Annotated in this window: 17 protein-coding genes; 11 read left to right on the plus strand and 6 right to left on the minus strand. The window is 61.8% G+C overall.

Going from position 1 to position 24,040, the window contains the following annotated elements; translation table 11 throughout:
- Nucleotides 1–6,048: a dermonecrotic toxin domain-containing protein gene (locus SLW75_RS24555; protein WP_410935690.1), complete on the minus strand. Its 6,048-nt coding sequence runs from the start codon at nucleotides 6,046–6,048 to the stop codon at nucleotides 1–3.
- A 390-nt stretch (nucleotides 6,049–6,438) separates the two neighbouring features.
- Here SLW75_RS24555 and SLW75_RS24560 point away from each other — a divergent pair, with 390 nt between their 5' ends.
- The 4 genes from SLW75_RS24560 to SLW75_RS24575 all read left to right on the plus strand — a co-directional run bounded on the left by SLW75_RS24560 (nucleotide 6,439) and on the right by SLW75_RS24575 (nucleotide 11,477).
- Nucleotides 6,439–8,196 (plus strand): carbamoyltransferase, encoded by a 1,758-nt coding sequence (locus SLW75_RS24560; RefSeq protein ID WP_410935691.1) that lies wholly within the window; start codon nucleotides 6,439–6,441, stop codon nucleotides 8,194–8,196.
- The gene (locus tag SLW75_RS24565) at nucleotides 8,180–9,310 is read left to right on the plus strand and encodes a glycosyltransferase (RefSeq protein WP_410935692.1); all 1,131 of its coding nucleotides are present in this window, start codon (nucleotides 8,180–8,182) and stop codon (nucleotides 9,308–9,310) included. Before SLW75_RS24560 ends, SLW75_RS24565 begins: the two co-directional genes overlap by 17 nt.
- A 78-nt stretch (nucleotides 9,311–9,388) precedes the next feature.
- Nucleotides 9,389–10,597, plus strand: a complete 1,209-nt coding sequence (locus SLW75_RS24570; protein ID WP_410935693.1) for an O-antigen ligase family protein — start codon at nucleotides 9,389–9,391, stop codon at nucleotides 10,595–10,597.
- Complete coding sequence (locus SLW75_RS24575) at nucleotides 10,584–11,477, plus strand: lipopolysaccharide core biosynthesis protein (protein ID WP_410935694.1); 894 nt, start codon at nucleotides 10,584–10,586, stop codon at nucleotides 11,475–11,477. The genes SLW75_RS24570 and SLW75_RS24575 overlap by 14 nt, the downstream gene beginning before the upstream one ends.
- Here the strand turns inward: SLW75_RS24575 and SLW75_RS24580 are convergent.
- Nucleotides 11,446–12,087, minus strand: coding sequence for a lipopolysaccharide kinase InaA family protein (locus SLW75_RS24580; RefSeq protein WP_410935695.1), 642 nt, complete (start codon nucleotides 12,085–12,087; stop codon nucleotides 11,446–11,448). The genes SLW75_RS24575 and SLW75_RS24580 overlap by 32 nt on opposite strands.
- Before the next feature lie 121 nt (nucleotides 12,088–12,208).
- Between SLW75_RS24580 and msbA the strand changes: the two genes are divergently transcribed.
- From msbA to SLW75_RS24615, 7 genes are all read left to right on the plus strand, one after another.
- Nucleotides 12,209–14,029 (plus strand): lipid A export permease/ATP-binding protein MsbA, encoded by a 1,821-nt coding sequence (gene msbA, locus SLW75_RS24585; RefSeq protein ID WP_065987845.1) that lies wholly within the window; start codon nucleotides 12,209–12,211, stop codon nucleotides 14,027–14,029.
- On the plus strand, nucleotides 14,023–14,919 hold the full coding sequence (locus SLW75_RS24590; RefSeq protein WP_369319081.1) for a GNAT family N-acetyltransferase: 897 nt from the start codon (nucleotides 14,023–14,025) through the stop codon (nucleotides 14,917–14,919). Before msbA ends, SLW75_RS24590 begins: the two co-directional genes overlap by 7 nt.
- Nucleotide 14,920: 1 nt before the next feature.
- Nucleotides 14,921–16,324, plus strand: a complete 1,404-nt coding sequence (locus tag SLW75_RS24595) for a PIG-L deacetylase family protein (protein WP_192135383.1) — start codon at nucleotides 14,921–14,923, stop codon at nucleotides 16,322–16,324.
- Nucleotides 16,325–16,463: 139 nt separating this feature from the next.
- Nucleotides 16,464–17,888, plus strand: a complete 1,425-nt coding sequence (gene hldE, locus SLW75_RS24600; RefSeq protein ID WP_065987842.1) for a bifunctional D-glycero-beta-D-manno-heptose-7-phosphate kinase/D-glycero-beta-D-manno-heptose 1-phosphate adenylyltransferase HldE — start codon at nucleotides 16,464–16,466, stop codon at nucleotides 17,886–17,888.
- A 73-nt stretch (nucleotides 17,889–17,961) separates the two neighbouring features.
- The gene (locus SLW75_RS24605) at nucleotides 17,962–18,936 is read left to right on the plus strand and encodes a glycosyltransferase (protein ID WP_065987841.1); all 975 of its coding nucleotides are present in this window, start codon (nucleotides 17,962–17,964) and stop codon (nucleotides 18,934–18,936) included.
- A complete protein-coding gene (locus SLW75_RS24610) occupies nucleotides 18,936–19,646 on the plus strand; it encodes a hypothetical protein (protein WP_410935696.1) in 711 nt (236 codons plus the stop codon). Before SLW75_RS24605 ends, SLW75_RS24610 begins: the two co-directional genes overlap by 1 nt.
- A gap of 67 nt (nucleotides 19,647–19,713) precedes the next feature.
- Nucleotides 19,714–20,526: a hypothetical protein gene (locus SLW75_RS24615; RefSeq protein ID WP_410935697.1), complete on the plus strand. Its 813-nt coding sequence runs from the start codon at nucleotides 19,714–19,716 to the stop codon at nucleotides 20,524–20,526.
- An 8-nt stretch (nucleotides 20,527–20,534) separates the two neighbouring features.
- On the opposite strand, the gene SLW75_RS24620 is transcribed toward SLW75_RS24615, so the two are convergent.
- The 4 genes from SLW75_RS24620 to SLW75_RS24635 all read right to left on the minus strand — a co-directional run bounded on the left by SLW75_RS24620 (nucleotide 20,535) and on the right by SLW75_RS24635 (nucleotide 23,914).
- Nucleotides 20,535–21,500, minus strand: a complete 966-nt coding sequence (locus tag SLW75_RS24620; RefSeq protein WP_410935698.1) for a metal ABC transporter ATPase — start codon at nucleotides 21,498–21,500, stop codon at nucleotides 20,535–20,537.
- Nucleotides 21,501–21,536: 36 nt separating this feature from the next.
- Nucleotides 21,537–22,346, minus strand: a complete 810-nt coding sequence (locus tag SLW75_RS24625; RefSeq protein WP_410929720.1) for an aldo/keto reductase — start codon at nucleotides 22,344–22,346, stop codon at nucleotides 21,537–21,539.
- Nucleotides 22,343–23,518: an NAD(P)/FAD-dependent oxidoreductase gene (locus SLW75_RS24630; protein ID WP_410935699.1), complete on the minus strand. Its 1,176-nt coding sequence runs from the start codon at nucleotides 23,516–23,518 to the stop codon at nucleotides 22,343–22,345. The genes SLW75_RS24625 and SLW75_RS24630 overlap by 4 nt, the downstream gene beginning before the upstream one ends.
- A 63-nt stretch (nucleotides 23,519–23,581) precedes the next feature.
- Complete coding sequence (locus tag SLW75_RS24635) at nucleotides 23,582–23,914, minus strand: DMT family transporter (RefSeq protein ID WP_065987835.1); 333 nt, start codon at nucleotides 23,912–23,914, stop codon at nucleotides 23,582–23,584.
- Between the last annotated feature and the right edge of the window lie 126 nt (nucleotides 23,915–24,040).

The raw sequence follows: 24,040 nt of genomic DNA on the forward strand, positions 1-24,040 counted from the left end.
TCAGCTCACGTGATTGAGGTTCATCTCCACCAATGCGTCGATCAGGGCCTGCACGTCATCGAACGGCTGACGATTGACCTGCGGCCATGACTCGCGCTCGACGTAGGCTTTGCCCGCGGTATTGAAGCGCACCGGGGTGTGCTTGAGCGTGCGGTCCCTTGAGCGATGCACGATCGTTGGCCGCAAGGCCACGGATTCGTCGAGCAGGAACATGCCCGGACTGTGCAATCTGCCGCCCACCGGGGTCGCGAGTTGAGGTCGCGCGGGCAGTTCGATCTCCACGCGGAAGTCATTCTTCACCAGCACCGGCTCGTGTCCCAGCCCCGCAGCGACCTGTTCGCCCGGATCGATCATGATGCCGCGCGCCTTGCCCGGGGCCACGTCCATCACCCGCACGCCAATCCCTTGCTCCAGTTCAGCGATGCCCGGCACGCTGTTCTTGAACGTATTGGCATGGCTTTCACCCACCAGGGCAATCCACTTGTGTGGCCCCATCACCTGCTGGTGCTTGCGTATCGTACGAGACGCAAAATAGCTGAGCACCTGTTGGCGCGTGGTGTTGGAGCTGCTCGGCAGATGGCGGATGAAATAGCTGGCGGTGCAGTCGATGGCACGGATTTCAATGCCGTGCCGCTTGGCCTGAATCACCAGGTTCTCAAATGAGTAGGCGCCAGTTGGGTCTGTCAGAAATGTTCTGTCCATGTGCTTGAGGTCGTGCAGCAGACGTTTGCTCATCAGCCCGGTTTCAGCGAAGCGATCAAGATCGGCTTGGTGGAGGTCGGTCAACAGGTGCTCCATGTACAGCGTGCGCACGTCCTGGCGCGCCAGATGTTCCATGTTGTCGAGGATGAAGCGCTTGCTGGCGCGTGCCGAATGGGATTCCCCGATGACCACGCCGGACGTGTTCTCGTACAACTCTTCGATGAACATGCTTAACGGCGTGTCGGCTTTTACTTCAGGCAACATCACGCGCTCAGGCAGGGCGAGGTTGAGCACCGAGCGCGCGTCTTTTTGCAGCGTATTCGCCAATTCGAAGAACCGTTCACGCACCTCGATCAAATGACTTTCGATGAAAGAGTAATCAGGATTCAGGCCTCTGTGACGGAAGTGAGCAAGGTCATGGAAGATGCTCTGCATGTCGCCAGGCAGTTGATAGCGGTCATCGATCAGTGACTGCTGAATGGCGCCCAGAGGATAGTCGCTGCTCCAGTTCGCCGCCTCGGCGCGGGTCCAGTAACCGGCCGGATTCCATTCAAAGCCGTGCTCGCCGATGTACGGGTTTAGCTCGCTTCTGCGATGGGAAACGATGGCGCGGCGGTTAGGGTCCAGGCCCCACTCCATGGGCGAGCGTCGTTCGAAAAAGCTGTAAAGCGCGTCGTCCAGTGACGTGCCGGCCGGACTGTCGGGCGACGATGCGCCGGCCACGTTGTGGACAGTCGGGTTGCCGATCTGCACTTTGAAATCTGCGCGCGAGGCAGCGCTGCTGATGACGGCATCGCTGTCCAGGGATATCTGGGGTGGTGTGCCCACCGGTACGTCTTCGACGCGCACGCTGAGTACGCCTTGCAGTTCACTGATACCCGGCTGTTGCTGCCAAGTGTTGGCGGTGCGGTGGTCGAGCAGCGCGATCCAGCGCCTGCCAGGATGCGTCTGCACGTCGCCACTGATCACTTTGTGACCAAAGAAAACTGCCATCTTTTGCGGCGCAAGTGCGTCACCAGCAGCGGACGCCACTTCGTTATCGGCGTAGTCATAGCTGACCGAGGAGCTGAACGGCCGAACGTCGATGCCGTTTCGGTGGGCCGCTTTGATCAGATGGTAGTAGTCGTATCGGTCGCTGCCGTTTTTGAGTGCGCCCTCGTTCACGGTCTCCAGATAATGCTTGAGCATGTGGGAGCCGCTGCGCGTCTTGCTGCCGAGCGCTTTGTATTTCTGCAGCTTGTGCGTGTGCTGGTCGGTCTGCAGATGCTCGATGTACAGCACCTCGACCTTGCGCTCTGCCAGCAACGGCATGTTATCGATCAGCAGTTGCTTGCTGGCGATGGACGTCGGTGCCTCACCAATCACCAGGCCGCTCGATTTCTCAAGTACTGCATCAAAGAAGCCCTGGGTCGTCACGCCATCTGCGAGCACTGGCAGCTCGGGTTTGCCCGGGAGGGGCGGCTGCTCGAAGAACGCTTTCGCATCGCGGTACAGATTCTGGCGCAGGGTCCTGTAGGTCGAGCGACCGCCCTGGAAAATGTCGTCGAAAAACTCATGCAGACCAAACGGGCCTTCTTCAAAGTGTTCAGCCTGCTTTGGGCTGACGATGCCGAAGACGTAGGGCTGCAGCGATTCCGGCATTTCGTAATCGCTCAAGTCACCCACCGCCGTGGAGGGGCCTGCCGGGGTTTCGTCCAGTCGGCGGAATGAAGGCAGAACGCCGCCGCGCAACCGCGCAGGCTCAAGCAGTTGCCAGTGCCCCTGGCTGTTGAGGCGCACCGTTTGGCGGCCAAAGAAGGCGAACGGGTTACGCGGATCGACGATCTGCCAGATGGCGAGCCGGGCGTCATACTGGACCTGGTAGGTCTGGCCCTGCAGGGAAATGTAGCAATTCCCGCGAACGACGCTGACACCCTGCCCGTGCGGACGGGTCAGAGGCACGGCGTCCGCCAGAGAGACATCAACGGCGTGAAGCGGATGGACGAGTGTGTCTGCGGCGCGCACCGGCGGGTTGTCCTGCTGCAAGGCTCTCCACACACCGGTCACATCGGTTTGCGCATAACGCCCGGTGGGCTGAAGCGTTTCGGGGATCAGCGCGCGGGTTCTGTGGAGCGGAACGTGGCGGTTGGCAGATTGTGGCGGGGCCCAGAAGAGTTCGTTCTCCACCACGATCGGTTGCAGCGTCTCATCGGTGGCATGGGCAACCGACCGGGCATACCTGCCGCCCGCATTTTGGTCGGTCAGGTCTTTGAGCACGCCGCCCAATCCTTTCATTCCCGAGTGCAGATCACCCGCAGCGCCCGCCGTGTTCAGCCAGGCGCTGAGCACGTAGAAGCTGGCGGTCGCGTGATCCCGCTCGTCGAGGGCTTGCAGTGCGCGATAGCCGTCAGCGCCCGCGATGATCATGCCGACGGCAAAGCTGGCAGGGGGGAAGGGCAAGGTCACCGCGGTCGCGATCAGCTCCAGGCTGCTCCAGACCTGTCGGCAGAGCATGTCGGCACGACCGGTCGTGGTGTCCTCGACATCGCGGATCTTGCGCTCGATAACGTGGTTGAAGCACACCTCGTGGAGGTTGCTGAACGGCTTGCTCGGCAACGCAGGTTTGTGACCGCCGCCTTTCTTCAGTTCAGCCAGGGCAAATGCCAGCGGCATCCCGGCCTTCACACGGGCGCGCTTCAAGTAGTAGTCGCCCATGCCCGGGCTCAACAGGGTGTTGCTGAAAGTGCTTAGCAGTCGGAAGGCGCGGCCATCGGGTGCCTGAGGCGTATACAGCATTACCTGCCCCAGCGTGCTCGCCTCAGGCGGTGTTAGCAGGAAACAGCCTTGAATGGTCTCGGCGCGTGAGGCGACGCCCATCACGTTCACATTCAACTTCAGTGGATAGACGGGGTAGTGCAGGCGCTCCGCGGGGCTGCCCTGATGCATGTTGAGAATGGAAGTGCTAAGCCAGCGCAGTTGTGAAGCGTCGATGTGTCCCTGGAGAAAACTGCGCAGCGCGTCAGCGCGCATTTGCAGCTGTGTCAGCACCAGACTGTGTTGACGGCGCCAGTCATAACCCTCGCTGTCGGGCGCCAGCAGCTGCTGACGAATCATCGTGATGTACTGATCGGACAGCCACTGGCCACGAACCGAACCGGCGACTTTCTCCGGACTCAGTGGCGTAAGGTCGATGCCCTCGGGGCCACTGAAGGTGGCGGTGGTGTCGGCAGATGCCTTGAGCAGCCCAAGCGTGTCGTCGTAACCGTCGCGCAGCATCTGGGTGTAGGACAGGGTTTCGCGGGGCGTATGAATGATGATTCGGTCAGGGTCCACCGTGGCGGGCGGCAGACCAAGTAGCTCGTTGATCTTGCGGGTGGCTGTCTGATGGGCGTAGGCGTCGAACTCGGTCACCTGCGTGTGCGGAGCGGCCTGATAGATTTCACCTGCACCCACAATCGCATCTTCCAGTGCTACCAGTTGCCTGCGGTGTTCGGCGGAGGCTCGCAGGAACCAGTCAGGCGTGTGCAGCCGTTGTTCGGACAGTTTCACCTTTACCCGTGCCGACACCAGTGCGCGCAAACCGGCGTTGTAATCGGGCAGGGTCGCGTAGCTGATCCAGTCCTGAGCCGGCGCCGGTTTTTCGCTCAAGTCGCGCAACTGGTCTTCCAGGGCTTCGCGTCTGCCGACGGTGATCTGCTCCAGCAAGAATCGACTCAGATCTGCGGACCGACTCCAGCTCACGAGTTCGCCCAGCAATTGGCGTTCGTTCTCGAAGCGGTAAAACTGCCGAGGCAGTGGGCTGTCCGGGGTAAACATCAGCAACCCGTCCGACTGCCCCGAGGCATCGAGCGTACGCAACAGCAGCACGCTGCTCAGGGTATCGTGCACATTCAGCTTGATCTGCTGAACGGCCACTGCGGGGTTTCTCGGCGCGACGGTGTCCGGATTCAGTGCCTCGATGAGGGCCAGATCGGAGGGCTGAATGTGCCCTTGCAACTCCGCACCGCGGGCTTGGGCGATGAGTTGATGATGCATGGCCTCGGCCATCAGACGCTGGGTGGTCGGCGAGCCGAGGGATTCGCGTTGCGCGGGCCCGAATCGGATCCGCAGGTCCTGCTCGTTGACGACGTCGGCGAGGTAGGCCGGCGTCAGGGCACTGTATTCAGGCTCAAGCGGCTGGCCGTTGCGGGTCAGGCGGGTGCTCATCTGGAATGCCGAACCTGGCGTTGCATCGCCCGGGTGCAGGCCGTAAAGCGCCAGCTTCGTCAGCGTACGGCTGGCTGTGAAGGGTGTACCGGTGATGGGGAGCGTTCGTTGGGTGCTGATCAGGATGTCGTCAGGATTGACGTCGATACCCAAGTCATTGGCCAGTCGCGCGCGCAGACGGCTGCGTGCGAACTGCTCCGGGGACGCGGCACCGTCCATGACGCTCATCAACACGCTGCGCGCGCGCTCGTAATTCATCAGGCCCGAGGCGTAACGCTCCCGCTGCTCGGTGCTGGCCATTTCCAGCCAGCCGGGGCGTGCGCGGCGTTGATCGCGGTGGGCGCGGCGTTCCTCTGCGGCGGCAATGGCGCCGTCGGGGCCCCAGGATTTCGGCTGGTGGAGCAAGTCTTCAAGTCGGGCCTGAAGGGTTTGATGCGACAGGTTGTGGGCGGTCGCGAACAGCGCGTCAATGTCCACACGCTGCCTGGCCAGCAGGCGATCAAAGGCATGGTCGTAGGGCGAGCTTTTGATGGGCTTCAGTTGAAAGTCCGAAGGCTGGGCCGGTTCCAGAAAGACATCGCCCCCGGATGAGATCTCGAGCCAGGCGTCGCGCGTGCTGTCTTGCATCAGGCGCAGGAGGGGCAACCGCAGAAGTGGGTGGTTGGTTCGACGGGCGAGCTCTTGGCGCAATGCCTCGTTCGACACGAAGCATTCGACGGCTTGTCCCGGCAACCAGAGCAGCGTGTGCCCCTGTTGGGCGGTCGCAACGATCGCTCCGGCGAATTCGATGCTGCGCTGTGCATCGAGCTGGAGCTCAAGTGCGCTGAACACGACATGCTCCCGAGCCTCCATGCCTGGCAGGCAGCGCGCATAGTCGCGGTGCAGTTCGCCTTCTTCGATGTTCAGCAGCAGGTCATCACGCAGGGTTAATTCGATGCAAGTCACGAACAGCTCGCGGCGCGAAATGTCACGGGCGCTGGCGTGGGCCCAAAAGCGCTCGATGGCCGAGAGCAACAACCTTTGGTGCGCCGCGCTCAGTGGCTGGGGCAGGGTATTGAGGCAAGCCTCTGCATCCGGAAGATGCTGGAGCTCGGCGTCGAGTACGGTGGCCAGCGTCGTCAGCCGATCCAGCGCCGGCGGGTTGGGTGAAAATGTTTCCATGGCGTTAAGCATTCCTGAGTGAGCTCTGCGCAAAATGGCAGGCGCGAGCCGGGCGAGAGCCCGATGATTCGTCGAGCGATCAATCAATCAGAACGCCGGAGCGCGTGGTGCTAAATAGTTAACGCACGGGATGAGGAGCGAACCTGTAGGCCCGCCTTCAGCCGGGAAGGCGTCATTCGCCACAACTCAAAATCGAGGGTGTCAGTGCGGGCCTCTTCCCGGCTGAAGCCGGCCCTGGAGAAGCATCGCGCGGCACTTCATTCCCTGCGACCACTTCCAGAGCCATTACGCTATAATCCCGCCCTTTAGCTGTCTGCCGCCGTGGCGCCAGACACACCTTATTTGTCAGGCGCGTGATGCCTGCATGCAGACTTAAGAGGCTAGACCCTAGTGGCATTGACGATCCTTGGCCTGTCCGGCGCCCTTAGCCATGATCCTTCCGCAGCCCTGTACATCGACGGCAAGCTGGTTGCTGCGGCCGAAGAAGAGCGTTTCGTTCGCGACAAGCATGCCAAGAACCGCATGCCCTACGAGTCAGCGAAGTTCTGCCTCGAACAAGCGGGCATCAAGCCTTCCGATGTCGACGTCGTCGCCATTCCTTTCGCGCCCATCAGCCTGTTCGGCGAAGCGCGCTGGCACTACGCCAAACGCTACTGGTATGCCCCGGACCGCGCACTCGACGCGATCCTGATGGGCAACCGCCGCTACAAGCGCTATCGCAACAAGATCGTCTGGTGCCTGGAACAACTCGGTTTCGATCCGAAAAAGATCAAGATCGAACCCGTCGAGCACCACCTGGCTCACGCATCGAGCGCTTATCACTGCTCCGGTTTCCAAGAGAAAACCGCGATCCTCGGCATCGACGGTAAGGGCGAGTACGCCACCACGTTCTTCGGCTACGGCGAAAACGGCAAGATCCACAAGATCAAGGAATTCTTCGATCCGGATTCCCTCGGCGGCCTGTATGGCGCGATCACCGAATTCCTCGGTTTCGAGATGCTCGACGGCGAATTCAAAGTCATGGGCATGGCACCGTACGGCGACGCGACCAAATACGATTTCTCCCGTCTGGCCACCTTTGAAAACGGCGAACTGGTGATCAACACCGAATACGCTAACGTCATCGGCCTGCGCCGTTACAAAGAGAAGGGCAAAGGCTTCTACTTCACGCCGAAACTGATCGAGTGGCTGGGTCCCAAGCGCGAAGGCGACATCGCCGACGAGCCGTACATCCATTACGCCGCCAGCATGCAGGCGCTGTTCGAGAAGCTGTCGCTGCAGATGATCGATCATTATCTGGGGGACATCCTCAAGGAAACCGGCAAGCTCGCCTTTGCCGGCGGCTGTGCCCTGAACGTGAAGCTGAACCAGAAAATCATCGCGCGCCCCGACGTGAAAGAGCTGTTCGTTCAGCCGGCGTCGGGTGATGCCGGCACTGCTGTGGGTGCTGCCGCCTACGTTTCCCACGCCCGCGGCGTGCCGGTCGAGAAGATGGAGCACGTCTACCTCGGCCCGTCCTACAGCAACGAAGACGTGATCGCCGCCTGCGCCCGCCACCCGAGCAAGCCGGCCTGGCGCCAGATCGACAACACCCCCGAGCGCATCGCCAAGATCATGGTCGCGGGCAATCCGGTGGCCTGGTTCCAGGGCCGCATGGAGTTCGGCCCACGCGCCCTCGGTGGTCGTTCGATCATCGGCTGCCCGAGCGTCGCCGGCGTGGCCGACCGCATCAACCATCAGATCAAGTTCCGCGAGCGCTGGAGGCCGTTCTGCCCTTCGATGCTCGACACCGTCGCCCCGCAGATGATCAAGATCGATCACCCGGCGCCGTTCATGACCTTCACTTTCGAAGTGGCGGAAGAGTGGAAAACCCGTGTGCCGGAAGTCGTCCACGAAGACGGTACGTCCCGCGCCCAGGTGCTCAAGCGCGAGTACAACCCGCGTTACTACGACATGATGAAGGCGCTCGAAGACCTGACCGGCAACGGTGTCTCGCTCAACACGTCGCTCAACCGCCGCGGCGAGCCAATGATCTGCTCGCCGACCGACGCGCTGAACATGTTCTTTGGCTCGGATCTGGAGTACCTGATCATGGAAGACATTCTGGTGGTCAAAGACGGCGTGGACACCCATGACACGCTCAGCTGAGCGTCTTGTTTTACAGTTCTGCCACGGCTATGACGGGCCGTTCCTCGACTGCGCCCGTCAATACGCCAGTCTGTTCGTGGGCAGGGGATACCGGGTCACCACGGTATTCCTGACCGGCGCCGCCGATGCCGACGTTGCAGCCAGCTGCGCGTCGGACGAAGTGCTGTTCATGGAGTACAGCTCCAAAGCCATTGGTGGCATGAAGGTGGGAGCCATTCGCGATCTGCGCAAGATCGCGGCGTCGCGCAGCTTTCAGTTTTGCATCACCCACCGCTTCAAGCCGACCTACATCGCCCTCGTCGCGACTCGCTTGCCGGTGATCGGTGTTCATCATGCGTTTGGTGATTACCGCCGCCGCAGCCGCAAGGTGCTGGCTAACCTGTTCCGCTCCCGTTTGAGCCTGCTCGGCGTGTCTGATGCCGTGCGCGATGACATACGCAAATGCCTCCCCAAGTGGCCGGCCGAGCGTATCCAGACCCTCTACAACCGCATCGATGTCGATCAGCTCAGCGCTACGCTGCTGTCCCGCGAAGAGGCCCGCGACGCATTGGGCCTGGCGCAGGAGGCGTGGGTGGTCGGCAATGTCGGTCGGCTGCACCCTGACAAGGACCAGTCGACGCTCCTTCGCGGTTTCGCCCAGGCGTTGCCCGACCTGCCCGCTGACAGCCAGCTGGTGATTCTCGGTCAGGGCCGACTGGAGCAAGACCTCAAGCACCTGGCAGTCGAGTTGGGCATCGGCCACGAGGTCATGCTGGCGGGGCAAGTGACCCAGGCCAGCCGCTACTTCAAGGCCTTCGACGTATTCGCGCTGAGTTCCGATCACGAGCCCTTCGGCATGGTCTTGCTCGAAGCCATGGTGGCCGGTGTGCCGCTGCTGGCCACAGCCTGTGGCGGCGCGAAGGAAGTCGTCGAAGGCGTGGGCATTCTGTTCCCCCTGGGCGGTGCCGAGCCGTTGGCTCAAGGGCTGGTACATCTTTCGCGGATGGACGCCGAACTGCGCCAGTCCTGCGCGGATGCGATGCTGCAGCGGCTGCACGACCGTTTCAGCGACGAGGCGGTAAAAGCGGTGTTCTGGCAGCTGCCGCAAGTCGTCGCGCTCACTTCGGAAACCTGATTTCACTCGAACCGCTGGCAGCCATTGGCCTCTGATAGCAATGAACACCCGGCTGCATAGCACAGGATATGGATTGGAATGGTTGTAAAAAATTTGCCGGCACGTGCGGGGTACATTGCAGGTTTACTGCTTGCAGTGGTGATGCTGATCATATTTCTCGGGCCGTTCTGGTGGCCCGGTGAGTCAAGTTCCTGGGCTGCGTTCATTCGCGCGGCGCTGGTCATTGCCTTGCTCTGCGCCGCGCCGGCGCTGAGTCGGCGGTCATTTTCAGTCAGTCCGCTGACGTATACCGTCCTGCTACTGTTCGCCTATCTGCTGATCAACAGCCTCCTGGCCGACGACGACATGAAATCCCTGCGTCGGCTTCTGCTCATTCTCGTGTTTTTCATCGGCGTTGGCGTGATACGGGCGAGCGGCACCTTCGACTGGGAAAAAATCCTCAAGATATCGGTGGTTGTGGTCGCCCTGTTCGCCGGGTTTTCGATGCTCAATCTCGCCATTCACGGCGCCTTTGTTCTGGGCTATCGGCAGATGTCACTGGCCGGCTCGGGCGTGACCGATGTGGCCGACTTCGGCAACACCATCGTTGCCGGCATGAACTACGGCTTGTTTCTGCTGGCCGGGGTCTGGCTGACGCTACGTTCACGGCGTCGTGCCGAAATCGCTCTCTGGTTGCTGTGCTGCGCCCTTGTTGCCACCTACATCTACTTCACCTTCGCGCGCAGCGCCTGGCTGGCTTCATCGGTCGGCGGTCTGGTGCTGCTCGGCACCATGACCAGCGGCAAACTGCGCCGCAATATTCTCATCCCGGCGGCTATCGTCATCGCGCTCGTGCTCATATTCGGCTTCAGCGAGCTGGCGTACGAAGTGCAGACCCGCGGCGTGACGGGGCGCAACGAAGTCTGGCTGGCGGTGTTCGAGCGACTGGCCGGGCACTGGTGGTTCGGGGTTGGCGCCGGTACGCCGCTGGGGGAAGTTCACCTTTCCACCGGGCAAATCGTACGCAATACCCACGGCCTGTATTTCGAGGTGCTTTACCAGTTCGGCATCGTCGGTCTGGCGCTGCTGCTGGCGACAATGCTGCACGCCGGCGCTTGTCTGGCGCGAGCGCGCAAGACCTCGGAGACCGCCCGGCTCTGGCTGGCGATCCTCTGCGCCGGTGGCGTGGTGATGACGGTCGAGCTGCACACCTTCGTTGGGTCACCCAATCTGGTGTGGGAATGGCTCTGGCTGCCGCTGGCCGGCGCCGTGGCGATCTCCCGGGAGGCGCGGCGTGCTGAGGGTTGAAGCGCGGGGCGAGCAATGCTGGCTGGTAGGGCATGATCTGGAAATTTGCCTGCAGGACTTCGCGCATTCACGGCGTTCTGTCACAGGGCCGGTGCTGCTGCTGGCGTCCGGACCCTCGGCGAATGAGTTCCCGCTTCCCCGTTACCGGAGCCTGCCGGTTGTCGCCATGAACGGCTCGATCGTGCGCTGTGTCGACGAGGGCATACGGCCTTTCTATTACCTGTGTGACGATCCGAATTTCGTCATCGGTCGGCCGGCGCTCGCACTGATGGGGGTCAGCCATGGCGAGCATCTGGCGATGAGCCTTGATGTGCTTCAGGCGATTCACGCGGCTGACGCCACTGCCCTGAACGGCAAAAAGATCTATCTGCTGGAGCGGGTCAATCGCCAGGAAGGCAAGGCCGTCATGTCAGATCGAGCCTATGCGTGGTCTATCCGTAACGACGATGAGCTGATCTCGAACTTCTCCCTGCTGCGTCGCAAGCCCAACCGTATCGGCTTCAGCCTGAACCTCAAACGAGGCTATTTCGGCAGCCGGACCATTCCTTTCGGCGCCTTGCAGCTGGTCTGTCATCTGGGGTTTCGTCAGGTGTTTGTGATCGGAATGGACCTGCGTCAGGGTGGGGGGCGCTTTTACGAGAAGGGAGAAGCGGCTTTGCCCAGCAGCCTGGACGAGGATTTCGAGCAGTACATCCTGCCAAGCTTCGCGCTGATGGCTCGCAGGATTCTTCCCCGAACCGGCATGCAGGTGTTCAACCTATCCCGCGTCAGCCGCATGCCGGAGCGGGTGATTCCCAAAATCACCCTGCAGCGCCTCGACGAACTGCTGGGCGTCCAATCCGACGCCTCTACGCAAACAGCGCCTTCAAACGCGCCGTAAAGTGCGCGCTCCGGCCTTTTGCATAAGCCGAAATAAAGGCCACGCCCGCGTCGCTTTCCACCAGCCACGCGCGATCTTCCTTGTAGCGGAGCAGGTGTTGGAAATTGCGCAGCCGCTTCGAGTCGCTCAACGTCCTGCGCTGGCACTTCATGTCCGAGATATCGATCAGCCCCAGTTTTGACTCGGGGGTAAGGATCACGTTGCCCAGATGCAGCGAGCGGAAATAAACGCCTTGATCGTGCAAGCGGGCGATGAACGCACCCAGCTCAGCCCGCAGTGGCGCGCTTTCACCGTGTTCTTTCAGCACCTGGCGGATGGTCAGGCCGGGCAGCGGCGTGTAGCGCACGCCGTCGCGGCTGATGCTGGCAATTCGGTAGGTGGCGATGACGTCCGGGCAGGGAATGTTGCGCTTTTTGAGGGCTTCGATGTTGTCGGCGAAGCGTTGCGCGTAGGGAAACAGCAAGGCCGAGCTGATCAGGCGCTTGCGGCGGAACAGTTTGAGAATGGTGCCGTCCTCAAGCAACAGAACCTTGTCACCGGATCCGTCCGCTTCGAGCACGGTGGCGTTTTCTCGCAAGGCCAGATAGGCGCTGTGTTCCATTGGGTGCATCGGCATACTTACCTGAACAAATGCGGCATGTTACCCGAGTCGGCCCCGCTTGGGTCGCAGCAGGGGTCGACAAATATGGGTTGTGCTACCATGCCCGCCTAATTTTTTCGTGCGGATTCCCATGAGCAGTCCTGATCCTCAAGCTAAAACGACCCTGGCGATTTACTTTCGTCTATTGACCTATGTGCGGCCGTATATAGGCCTTTTCTGCTTGAGCATTGTCGGCTTTCTTATCTTTGCGTCCACCCAGCCGATGCTCGCCTACATCCTCAAATACTTCGTCGATGGCCTGGCCAATCCCGAAGCCAGCCTGTTCCCCGGCAACCCTTATATTGGCCACCTGCAATTGCTGCAGGCGGTGCCGCTAATGATCGTGCTGATCGCGGCGTGGCAAGGTGCCGGCTCGTATCTGGGCAACTTCTTCCTGGCCCGCGTCTCCCTCGGGCTGGTCCATGACCTGCGCGTCGTGCTGTTCAACAAATTGCTCACGCTGCCCAACCGCTTCTTCGACAACAGCAACTCCGGGCATCTGATCTCGCGCATCACCTTCAACGTGACCATGGTCACCGGCGCTGCCACCGACGCGATCAAAGTCGTGATTCGTGAAGGCATGACGGTCATCTTCCTGTTCGGCGCGCTGCTGTGGATGAACTGGAAACTGACCCTGGTGATGCTGGCGATACTGCCGCTCATCGCGGTCATGGTGAACAGCACCAGCAAGAAATTTCGCAAGCAGAGCAAGAAGATTCAGGTGGCGATGGGCGACGTGACTCACGTGGCGTCCGAGACCATTCACGGCTATCGCGTGGTCCGCAGCTTTGGCGGCGAAGACTACGAAAAGGCCCGCTTCGAAAAGGCCAGCCGCAGCAACACCAAGAAGCAACTGGCGATGACCAAGACCGGTGCCGTCTACACGCCGATGCTGCAATTGGTGACCTACAGCGGCATGGCCATCGTGATGTTCCTTGTCCTTTATCTGCGCGGCGATTCCTCGGCGGGCGATCTGGTGGCCTACATCACCATGGCCGGCCTGCTGCCCAAGCCGATCCGCCAGCTGTCCGAAGTCAGTTCCACCATCCAGAAGGGCGTCGCCGGTGCGGAGAGCATCTTCGAGCAACTGGACGAGCAAACTGAACAGGACCTGGGCACGGTAGAGCGCGACAAGGTTTCCGGCCGTCTGGAGGTCAAAAACCTCACGTTCACCTACCCGGGCACGGAAAAACGCGTGCTGAACGACGTCAGTTTTGTCGCCGAAGCCGGCCAGATGGTCGCGCTCGTGGGTCGCTCCGGCAGCGGCAAATCCACGTTGGCGAGCCTGATCCCGCGTTTCTACGATCATGTGCAGGGCCAGATCCTCCTTGATGGCGTCCAGACTCAGGATTACACCCTGCGCAGCCTGCGCCGACAGATCGCCCTGGTGAACCAGAACGTCACGCTGTTCAACGACACCATCGCCAACAACATCGCCTATGGCGATCTGGCGGGCGTGCCGCTGGAAGAGATCAAAAAAGCCTCGGCCGATGCCTATTCCGACGAGTTCATCGACAAACTGCCTCAGCAGTATCAGACCCTCGTCGGCGAGAACGGCGTGCTGCTGTCCGGTGGCCAGCGTCAGCGTCTGGCAATTGCCCGCGCGCTGCTGAAAAATGCGCCGCTGCTGATTCTCGACGAAGCAACTTCGGCGCTGGATACCGAGTCCGAGCGCCACATCCAGAAGGCGCTGGAAAAAGTCATGCAGGGCCGTACCACGCTGGTCATCGCCCACCGCCTGACCACCATCGAAAAAGCCGACGTTATTCTGGTGATGGACGAAGGCCGTATCGTCGAGCGCGGTTCCCATGCCGAGCTGCTGGCGCTGAACGGTTACTACACGCGCCTGCATGCCAAACAGTTCGAAGAAGACGAGCCTGTCGAAATCGATCGGGCAGTCGATGCATGCTGAGTCACTTGCGCGCATGGCGTGAGCGAGGCTGGACCCCGATCGATGCATCGACCTACGCCACCGCGTGGCAGCAGTTTGGCGGCAGCGTTGCCACGCACCCTCAGGTGATCGAGCGTCTGGCCGGTTTGGCGGATATTCCGGTTCGGTATCTGGGTTGGCTGCAGGACGGCAACGTTGTCGCTGCGGTCGCCTGCTGGGGCCGGGATCTGGCGCTGGCTAAAAAGGTGCTCAAGCAGCGTGATCGGCGGGTCTTCGATCTGGGCAATGCAGAGATCATTCTGCCGGTTGCCCCTGGGGTGACAGTGCCAGTGCGCCAGCGCATGAGCTATGTGTCGGAGTTGAACGCCGGCCAGATCGACACCCTCAAGCCGCAAGCCGAGAGCCTGGCGATCGCCCGCGCGCCCGAGGACTATTCCAAGAAATTCCGCTACAACCAGCGTCGCGAGCAGCGGTTACTTGAGGAGGCGGGCGGGGTCGTGCAGCCGATGCTGGATTTCACGTCCGAGGAACAAGCGCGCATTTACTCAAGCCTGTTTCATGCCCGCTGGGGCTTCGATGTACCGGGCAAGGATCACTTGGCCAAGGTGTTCGAGCTGATGCGCGAGTTCATGACCGGCTCGATGATCCTGCTGGAGGGCAAGCCCATTGCCGCTCAGGTGCTGTACAGGGTCGAGTCGCCGCATTGGGTGTCGGTGGAATACATCAACGGCGGTGTGGATCCGGCCCATCAGGCGCTGAGCGCCGGCAGCGTGCTGAGCTTCGTCAACACGCAGAACGCCTGGGCTGACGCGAGGGCGGTGAACAAGCCATTGCGCTATTCCTTCGGCCGCTCCGATCGTGAATACAAAGACCGCTGGTGCCAGACGGTGCCTGTCTACAAGGTTGGATGACATGTCCGGGCGCAAGCAGCAGCTTCTGAAACGACATCGGCGCAACAAGCGTCTGGCGCTGATCATCGGTCTGGTGCTGCTGATCGGCATTGGTATCGGGGTCGCGTGGTGGCTGGTGCCGTTGCTGATCGTTGCTGCCTGGGTGGCCCACGAAGCCTGGTTCTCCGACCATCTGTTTTATTCGCCCAAGAGCGACTACCGCTATCAGTTTCCCGACGCGGCCCAGTCGCAGGCTGTCTCCGTCGTCAACGGCATGCTGCAACTGAGCGAGCCATTGGCCGAGGGCGAAACGCTGCTGCTGGAGCTCGATCTGCGCAGCAACTGGCTGGGTCGCTGGCTGGACCCTTACGTGGTGGCCGGCGACGACCGCCAGGATTTCGAACGGGGTTTCGCCGGGCGTCGCTACGTGAACCTCACCGGTCAGCGCGACGTCGTTGCTGACAGCACGTTGCGCCTCAAGGGCGGGTTCTGTCGCATCGGCAATGCCGCCCGTTTGTACGTGCTGAGCAACCCGGATTACCGCCAGCAACGGTTGATGATCCTCGCGCCCCACGCCGACGATGCCGAACTGGCAGCGTTTGGCCTGTACAGCCAGGCCGCCGAATGCAGCATCGTCACGGTGACTCAGGGCGAGATCGAGGCCGAACGCTATGAACGACTGGGGCTGAACCGCGCCGATGCCGCGCGGCTCAAGGGTCGCCTGCGCACGTGGGACAGCCTGGCGATTCCGTTGTGGGGCGGTGTGCCCCAGAGCCAGTGCGTGCAGTTGGGCTACTACTGCCTGCAACTGCCGGCCATGGCCCAGTCGCCGGATCAGCCGTTTGGCTCTCGCGACTCTTCAGAAACCGACATCCGCAGCGCGCGGCAGCACAATCCTTCGCCGTTGCCAGGGGATCGGGACGGCGCGCCGACCTGGAACAATCTTGTTGCCGATCTTGCAGCGTTGCTCGACGCGCATCGACCGGACGTCATTGTCATGCCGCACCCTGAACTCGACCCCCACGCCGACCACATCGCCACGACTCAAGCGTTATATGAGGCGGTGAGCAGAAGCGCGCACACGCCTGATGTGGCGCTGTTCTATGCCAATCACCTGCACGACAACGATCGCTGGCCCATGGGTCTGGCCGGGAAAGGCGTGGCGCTGCCGCCGTTCGTTGAAGCGCCGTCGGTTGATCAGCTCTGGAGTACGTCGCTCAGTGCGGACGTGCAACTTGATAAAGCCATGGCTCTGGCGATGCAGCATGACCTGCAGGGACCGCCACCCCTGAAGAAGCGCCTGCGTCGGCAGATTCAACGCTGGCTGGCCGGCCGCGAATGGCCGCTGACGGGAGACGACGAATTCTTCCGCAAGGCTGTTCGCCGGCATGAGGTGTTCTGGGTTCGCCGCTTTCCGCGTCCCTGACTGCAACAGCCGATGCACCATTAAAGGCGCCATTTGAAGCGCCGTTTGAAGCACTAAGGGATTCGAGGCCAACCGGCCAGCCAGCGCTGATCGCTGTGCTAAGATTCCGTCCTTGTCCATTTCTGCCACGGGTTGTTCGATGAAGTTGTCCATGCCGCGTTTTGATCAGGCTCAAGTGTTAGTTGTCGGCGATGTCATGCTCGACCGCTACTGGCACGGTGGCACTTCCAGAATCTCCCCTGAAGCGCCGGTGCCGGTGGTCAAAGTCGACCAGATCGAAGACCGTCCGGGCGGTGCTGCCAACGTGGCGTTGAACATCGCAGCACTGGGCGCCAAGGCGTCACTGGTCGGCGTCACCGGCACCGACGAAGCCGCTGACAGCCTGAGCAACAGCCTCAAGGCCGCTGGCGTCGTCGCCTGCTTCCAACGCATCGCCCACCAGCCCACCATCGTCAAATTGCGCGTAATGAGCCGGCACCAGCAGCTCCTGCGTATCGACTTCGAAGAACCCTTTGCCACCGATCCCGAGGCCCTGAGCCGCGAGGTCGACGCCTTGCTCGACGGCGTCAAAGTGTTGGTCCTGTCCGACTACGGCAAGGGCGCGCTGAAGAACCATCAAGTCCTGATCAAGGCAGCTCGGGACCGTGGCATTCCCGTGCTGGCCGACCCGAAGGGCAAAGACTTTGCCATCTACCGTGGCGCCAGCCTGATCACGCCCAACCTCAGTGAATTTGAAGCCATCGTCGGCCATTGTGTCGACGAGGCAGAGCTGGTCGCCAAAGGCGCAGCGTTGATGAAAGACCTCGATCTGGGTGCGTTGCTGGTCACTCGTGGCGAGCACGGCATGACCCTGCTGCGCCCGGACCAACCGACGCTGCACCTGCCGGCCCGTGCGCGGGAAGTCTTCGACGTGACCGGCGCCGGCGATACGGTGATTTCCACGCTGGCAGCGGCCATTGCATCGGGTGAGGAGTTGCCGCACGCGGTCGCGCTGGCGAACCTTGCGGCGGGCATCGTCGTAGGCAAGCTGGGCACCGCCGCGATCAGTGCGCCCGAGTTGCGTCGCGCCATCCAGCGTGCCGAAGGTTCCGAGCGCGGCGTGCTGACCCTCGATCAGTTGCTGCTGGCCATTGACGACGCCCGCGCCCACAACGAAACCATCGTCTTCACCAACGGCTGCTTCGACATTCTGCACGCCGGCCATGTCACCTACCTGGAACAAGCCCGCGCGCAGGGCGATCGGCTGATCGTGGCGGTCAACGACGATGCGTCGGTGAGTCGCCTGAAAGGCCCGGGCCGCCCGATCAACAGCGTTGATCGACGCATGGCGGTGCTGGCAGGTCTGGGCGCGGTGGACTGGGTGATCAGCTTCCCGGAAGGCACCCCGGAAAACCTTCTGTCCCATGTCCATCCGGACGTGCTGGTGAAGGGCGGGGACTACTCGGTTGATCAGGTCGTCGGCGCTGACATCGTCGCCTCTTATGGCGGCACCGTGAAAGTGTTGGGGCTTGTCGCCAACAGTTCAACGACAGCCATCGTCGACAAGATCCGCAGCCAGGACTGATCCGACGCCCGCAGCGCAGAGTGGCACCCCTTGCCGCTGCCATTTTTGTATTCGCAGTTCGGTATATGAACGTATGAAAGTCATGTTACTGGTGATGGATGAACAGCGCGTCATACTGGACGGCTTGTACGAAACCGTACGGCAGCAGTGTGACGACTGCGTCATCTTTCGCCTGAGCAAGCAACAGCAGCTGAATCTCGGGCCGTTTCTGGCCTCGGTCGACTATCAGAGCTACGACCGGGTGGTGATCTTCTCCCGGGTCAAACGGCTTGCTCGCCAGCGCGCGGTGCTCAAGTGCATCCCGGGGCTGATCTTTCTTGAGCACGATGCTTACCAGAATTACATGAGCGCCAGCAAATACCACGGGATGTACTCGCGCCTGTACCGGCAACTGCCGTGGAGTCGCGCGCTGCTGTCGGGCGCGGTGGTGGCGCGGCGCATGCGCGGCGAAGGCATCGATGCGGTATTCGTGTCCAAGGGCTATGACCAGGAAATGCTGCGCAATCTCGGGCAGCCCCGGGACATCCCTGTGGGCTTTCTCGGCAGCCTGAAGAGCCGCGAGTATTCCCAGCGCAAACAACTGGTGGAAAACCTCGCGCAGCGCGCCGGCATGCTGGTGACCCGCACGGCCTCTGGCGCCGAATACCTGGAAACCCTTAATCGCATCAGGATTTTCGTCAGCGCCGACATCGGCATGGGCGAGTTCATGATCAAGAATTTCGAAGCCATGGCTTGCGGTTGCGTGCTCCTCGCGTGGAGTCAGGGTGAAGAGGACGATCTGCTGGGCTTCGAAGAGGGGCGCAACGTCATGTTCTACCGCTCCGAAGACGAAGCCGTCGAGAAGATCCGCCTGCTGCAGAGCGACCCCGAGCTTGCCGCGCGCATCGCGGGCGAAGGGCAAAGATTCGCCGAAGAACGCTATGCCTTTGCCCGCGTGGGCCGCGATCTGGCCGATGAAATTCAGCGGCCAATGCGCCCGTGGCGGCGTCCATCCGCGCTGACCCGTGCCTGGGTCAAGTTGCGCCATGGCATGCAGGTGCCGGCCTGATGACGCTGCCGTCAGAACACGACAGCGCCGCGCCCCTTGTACCCCCTGTATTGCCGGGCGCCGATCAGGACGTGATCGGCGCACTTCCCGCTGCACTGCGCCAGTGCCTGGCAAACGCTGCACGGGTCATCCTCATCGCCAACAACCCTGCCATCACCCAGGCGGACTTCGATGCCTTGGGCGTGGGCGCCGACGATGTGGTGGTCAGCTTCAATCTGTGCATCAAGGCCGCTCTGCTGAAGCCAGAAAGCGTCAACCTGTTTGTGCACGGCTTCAATGCGCCGGACTGTTATTTCTTCGGACTCCCCGCAACCGCTGAAGTACAAAAACTCGCCGCCCAACCGGGGTCACGCTGCTTCACACTGTTGGTGGGATGCGCCGTGCAGCAGTGCCCGCTGCCTGACGTTGCGCTCTATTGGGACCGCATTCCGTTGCCGGCACTGGCTGAGCACTATCCGGTTGATCGCCCCAACGGCAAGCGCTTCGTCGGGCCCTCCACAGGATTCAACGTGCTGGTGCTGCTCGACTGGCTACGCCCCCATGCCGGTTATCGCTACAGACTTTTGACCCTGGGTTTTTCCAATGAAGCCGGCAAGCTCTGGGGCGGCCACGCCTGGGACTATGAGCGCCACTGGCTGCTGGGCGCCGATGTCGAGGTCATCGCCCTCAAGCCCCGAAGCTGGTGGCGCAAGCTGCTATTTAGTAAATGAACGACCCCGTCCGCCGCTTGCGCGCGCGCGTCCAGGCGCATCGCCATTGATCCCGGAGAGTTTGTCAGTGCTGAACATTGCGGTCGCGTTTTTTGGTATCCCGCGCAACTCGGAAATCTGTTTTCCGTCCATCGAGGAAAATGTCCTTGGGCAGTTGCCGAAGGGCAGCAACGTCAAATGCTTTTACCACCTCTACAAGATCGACGAAGTGCACAACCAGCGCTCGGCGGAGAAGGGCGAGCTGAAGGCGCAGAACTACGACGTTTTCCAGTCGATGACGGGGGTTCTCGAATCCACCGACGGCGTGCTCGATCGCTGGGATTTCGAACGGGTCAAGGCGATGGGAGACACCTGGGGCGACGAGTACGTTTCCCTGCGCAACCTGATCTATCAGCTCAACTCCCTGCACACGGTCACGGGCATGATGGAGTCGTTCGATCCGGACTTCGTGGTGTTTGTGCGTCCGGACAACTTCTTCCATTCGCCGCTGCCGGGTTATGTCTTTCATTCGCCGCAGGCCAGGCGGCTGAACGCCTATATCCCGGACTGGCAGTGGTGGGGCGGGCTGAATGATCGTTTCGCCATTTGCGGCCGCGATGTTTACCGGGCCTACGGCAAGCGGATCGAACGCATCTTTGAATTCTGCGAAGCGACAGGCCGCAAACTGCACTCGGAGCGCTTGCTCAAGTACGCGCTGCTCAAGGCGGATGCCCGGGTGTGCACACTGCCAACGACCGCCTCGCGTGTGCGCATCACCGGCGCCTTCGCCGATGAGTCGTTCTCACCGAAGCGCGGGATGGGCAAACGCGAAAACCGCTATTTCCACTTCTTCGCCCGGCTGCGCACCTGGCGTGACAAACACCTTGCCGAGAAGAGCTGAGCGGCGGCTTACTTGTGCAGGCCGCTGCGAACCAGCCTGACCAGGCGCCGCGCCTTGATGCGCAGCTTGGTCAGCCCTGACTTGGGCTTCTTCTTCGGCGTCATGCCCTGCTGCACCAGCCAGTCCTTCCAGCGAATCCGCTCCTCGCGCACCACCCAGCCTTCTTGCGGAGCGAAGCTCTCGGCCAGATAAAGACCCCGCGTACCGGCAGGCGAAAGCTTGTCGTTCTTCAGGGCGTACAGCTCGGGCAGGGGCGAGCCGTTTTCCAGGGGCATCAGGTAGAGATCCGGCTTGCTGCGATTGAGGCGCGCCACCAGCTCGTTGTTTTCCAGGCTTTCATCGACGTGGAAAAGGCTCAGCGGTCGAGCCTCTTTCGGCACTTCCAGGCGCATGTCGTAAATCAGCTGCAACGAGGCGGTCGGTAAATGCACATAAGCGCGGGGCCGCTCGATCAGGGTCAGGCCGCCGCAACGTACAGGGCGTGCCGCCCCGGAAAGCGGTGTGAGGCGAAAGGGCATCGCTTCGCGGTAATGCAGCGCTGCCGCGTAGGGCGCAGGCAGCCAGGTTTCATTGAAGCGTCCGCCGAGCCAGCCTTGGGGCGTCTCGATCAGGCATTCCTCAGCGACTTCCTGCACCGCGGTGTGCAACGGCAGGTTGAGCTCGTGGGCGGGAACGTAGCCCGAGATCAGCTTGAGCACCACATCGCCACGGTCCTGACGGCGCTGGCGAACCAGCACCCAGTAATCGCGGTTCTGCCAGCGCAGAGTCAGACGCACCGAGACGCCGAGATTGGCCAGCTCGGTGGAAAACCGTTCGCTGTCCTCTACGTCGATCTTGCGACGCCGCGCCAGGGTCTGGGTGAAATTCAGCGGCATCCCGACGCTCTGGTAGGTCAGGCCTTCCGGGGTGGCTTCGACGAATATCGGCAGGGTCTTGAAGTTACTGGGGTTCTTTCGGATCAGAGTTCGCGGCATATCGGCTCCTTCTTGCGTTGGGGTCGGCCGTGCGTCTCAGGGCTGACGACGGATCACGGCAGCGGCGGTTGCCACGTTATGGGCCAGATGCAGCGGGTTGATGGTGCCGACGATAGCACCGGTGACGCCGGGATGTTCAAACAGCAACTCGAAACTGGCACGCACAGGATCGACACCGGGGCTCAGGCAAACGTGCCCGCTGGCCAGTGCTTTTTTGACCAGCACCCCTTTGCCGTGTGCAGCAGCGTAGTCGAGGACCGGCTGTTCGCCCTGTTCGTTGAGGTTGTACGTGACCATCGCGCAGTCGCCGCCCTGCAAGGCCAGCAACCCGCCTTCGACGGTCTTCCCGGAGAAGCCGAAGCCGCGAATCTTGCCTTCGCGCTTGAGCTCGGCCAGGGTCTGATACACGGCGCATTCGTTGAGCACGTGCAGGTCGTTCCCGTCGGAATGCACCAGCACCAGATCGATGAAATCCGTTTCCAGGCGCTGCAGGCTGCGTTCCACCGACAGCCGCGTATGTTCGGCGCTGAAATCGTGCCGAGACTGGCCGGCTTCAAATTCCTCACCCACCTTGCTGACGATTACCCAGTCCTGGCGTTGCCCGCGCAGCAGCGGGCCGAGGCGCTCTTCGCTGCGACCGTAGGCCGGGGCGGTGTCGATCAGGTTGATGCCCAGATCCCGCGCCAGCTTAAGCAGCATCTGCGCTTCGCCGTCGTCGGGAATCTTGAAGCCATTGGGGTATTTGACGCCCTGATCGCGGCCCAGCTTCACCGTGCCCAGCCCCAGGGGGGAAACGTTGATGCCGAGGGTGCCGAGCGGTCGATGCAGATCGTGCAGGGTCTTCATGGCAGCAGTTGATCCCAGACAGGCATGGCGAGGGGCGGCTTGGGGAAGTCGGTGTGCGGCGGTTGTGGGGTGGGGTGAATGTCATCCCGGGACAACGAGGCCAGTACGCGATCGGCGAAGTCGGGAGCCAGCGCCAGCTTGGTCGGCCAGCCAACCAGCAAGCGGCCTTGCACGTCGAGAAAGGCGTTGTCGGGGCGAACCAGACCGCTTTGCTGCGGCTCGGCGCGGTCCACGCGCAGGGTGGCGAACTGCGCCTGACTGAGGTCGACCCACGGCAGCAGATTCCCGAGTTCTTTTTTTGCGGCGGCGATCTGCTCGGCGGGGTTGCGGGCAACGCCTTCGGCCTCGGCAATGTCGCCGCCCAGGTACCAGACCCACTGACCGTCGGCCGCCGGATGCGTCGTCACCGTGATCCTTGGTTTCGGCCCGCCACCCAGGCAATGGGCGTACAGCGGTTTAAGCGTCGGGCCCTTGACCAGCACCATATGCAGCGGCCGGCGTTGCATGGCCGGCTGGCTCACGTTCAGCGCCTTGAGCAGATCAGCCATGCCTTCACCGGCGCTGAGCACTACCCGCTGGGCGTGGATGTCGCGGCCGTCGACGCGCAGTCCGACCAGTTCGCCATCAACCCGCAGCGGCTCGATGTCCTGACCCGCCAGTAGGCTGTCGCCCGCCAGCTCCGTCAGTTTTTTCACCAGGCTGGGGATGTCGATGACCAGCTCGGCCAGGCGGTACACCTTGCCTTTGAAGCGCGGATCCTGAAGCGCAGGCGGCAGGTCGCTGCCCTTGACCTGATCGACGCGCCCGCGCACGGCTTTGCTGGCGAAGAAACTGGTGAGATTGCCGGCGATGGTGCCGGGCGACCACAGGTAGTGGGCTTCCGACAGCAGGCGCACGCCCGACAGGTTCAGCTCGCCTTTGCCGGCCAGGGCTTCGCGCCAGCGACGGGGCATGTCGGCAATCGCTTCGGAAGCGCCGGACAGCGCGCCGTGCAGGGCGTATTTGGCGCCGCCGTGAATGATCCCCTGGGATTTGAGTGTCTGGCCGCCACCCAGGCTGGCCTTTTCCACCACCACCGTCGAAAAGCCCTGATGCCGCAGTCGCGCGTTGAGCCAGAGACCGGCAACGCCCGCGCCGACAATCAGGACGTCAGTGGAAATAGCAGATGACATGGGCACCTCAAATGGCGAAACGAATGCCGGCATTATAGGGGAAGGCTGTTTTCAGTAACCCCCTTAATGACCGGCCGTCTTCGAGAACAGCTGGATGACCACAACGCCTGCGACGATCAGACCCATGCCGGCGATGGCAGGCAGATCCAGTTTCTGCCCATAAATAAACAGCGCGGCGATGCTGACCATGACGATGCCCATGCCCGCCCACACGGCGTATGCCACGCCAACCGGGATGGTGCGCACCACCAGCGTGAGCATCCAGAACGCAATGCCGTAACCGACGATCACCAGCAGCAGCGGGATCGGCGTGCTCAGGCCTTTGACGGCTTTCATGGACACGGTGCCGATGACCTCGGCACAGATGGCGATGGCCAGCAGGTAGTACGCAGGCATGGTGTTACTCCTTTTCGATGGCCGTCATTAAAGCGGCTTACCCGGCACCGAACAACCTGGCGTTTTGGGGAGGCGCGGTGGTCTCAGGTGGACTGTGCCGGGCAAGATATGTGCGAAGCTCGATGG

Source organism: Pseudomonas sp. W5-01 (genome assembly GCF_046540435.1).
GTDB classification, from domain to species: Bacteria; Pseudomonadota; Gammaproteobacteria; order Pseudomonadales; family Pseudomonadaceae; genus Aquipseudomonas; species Aquipseudomonas graminis_B.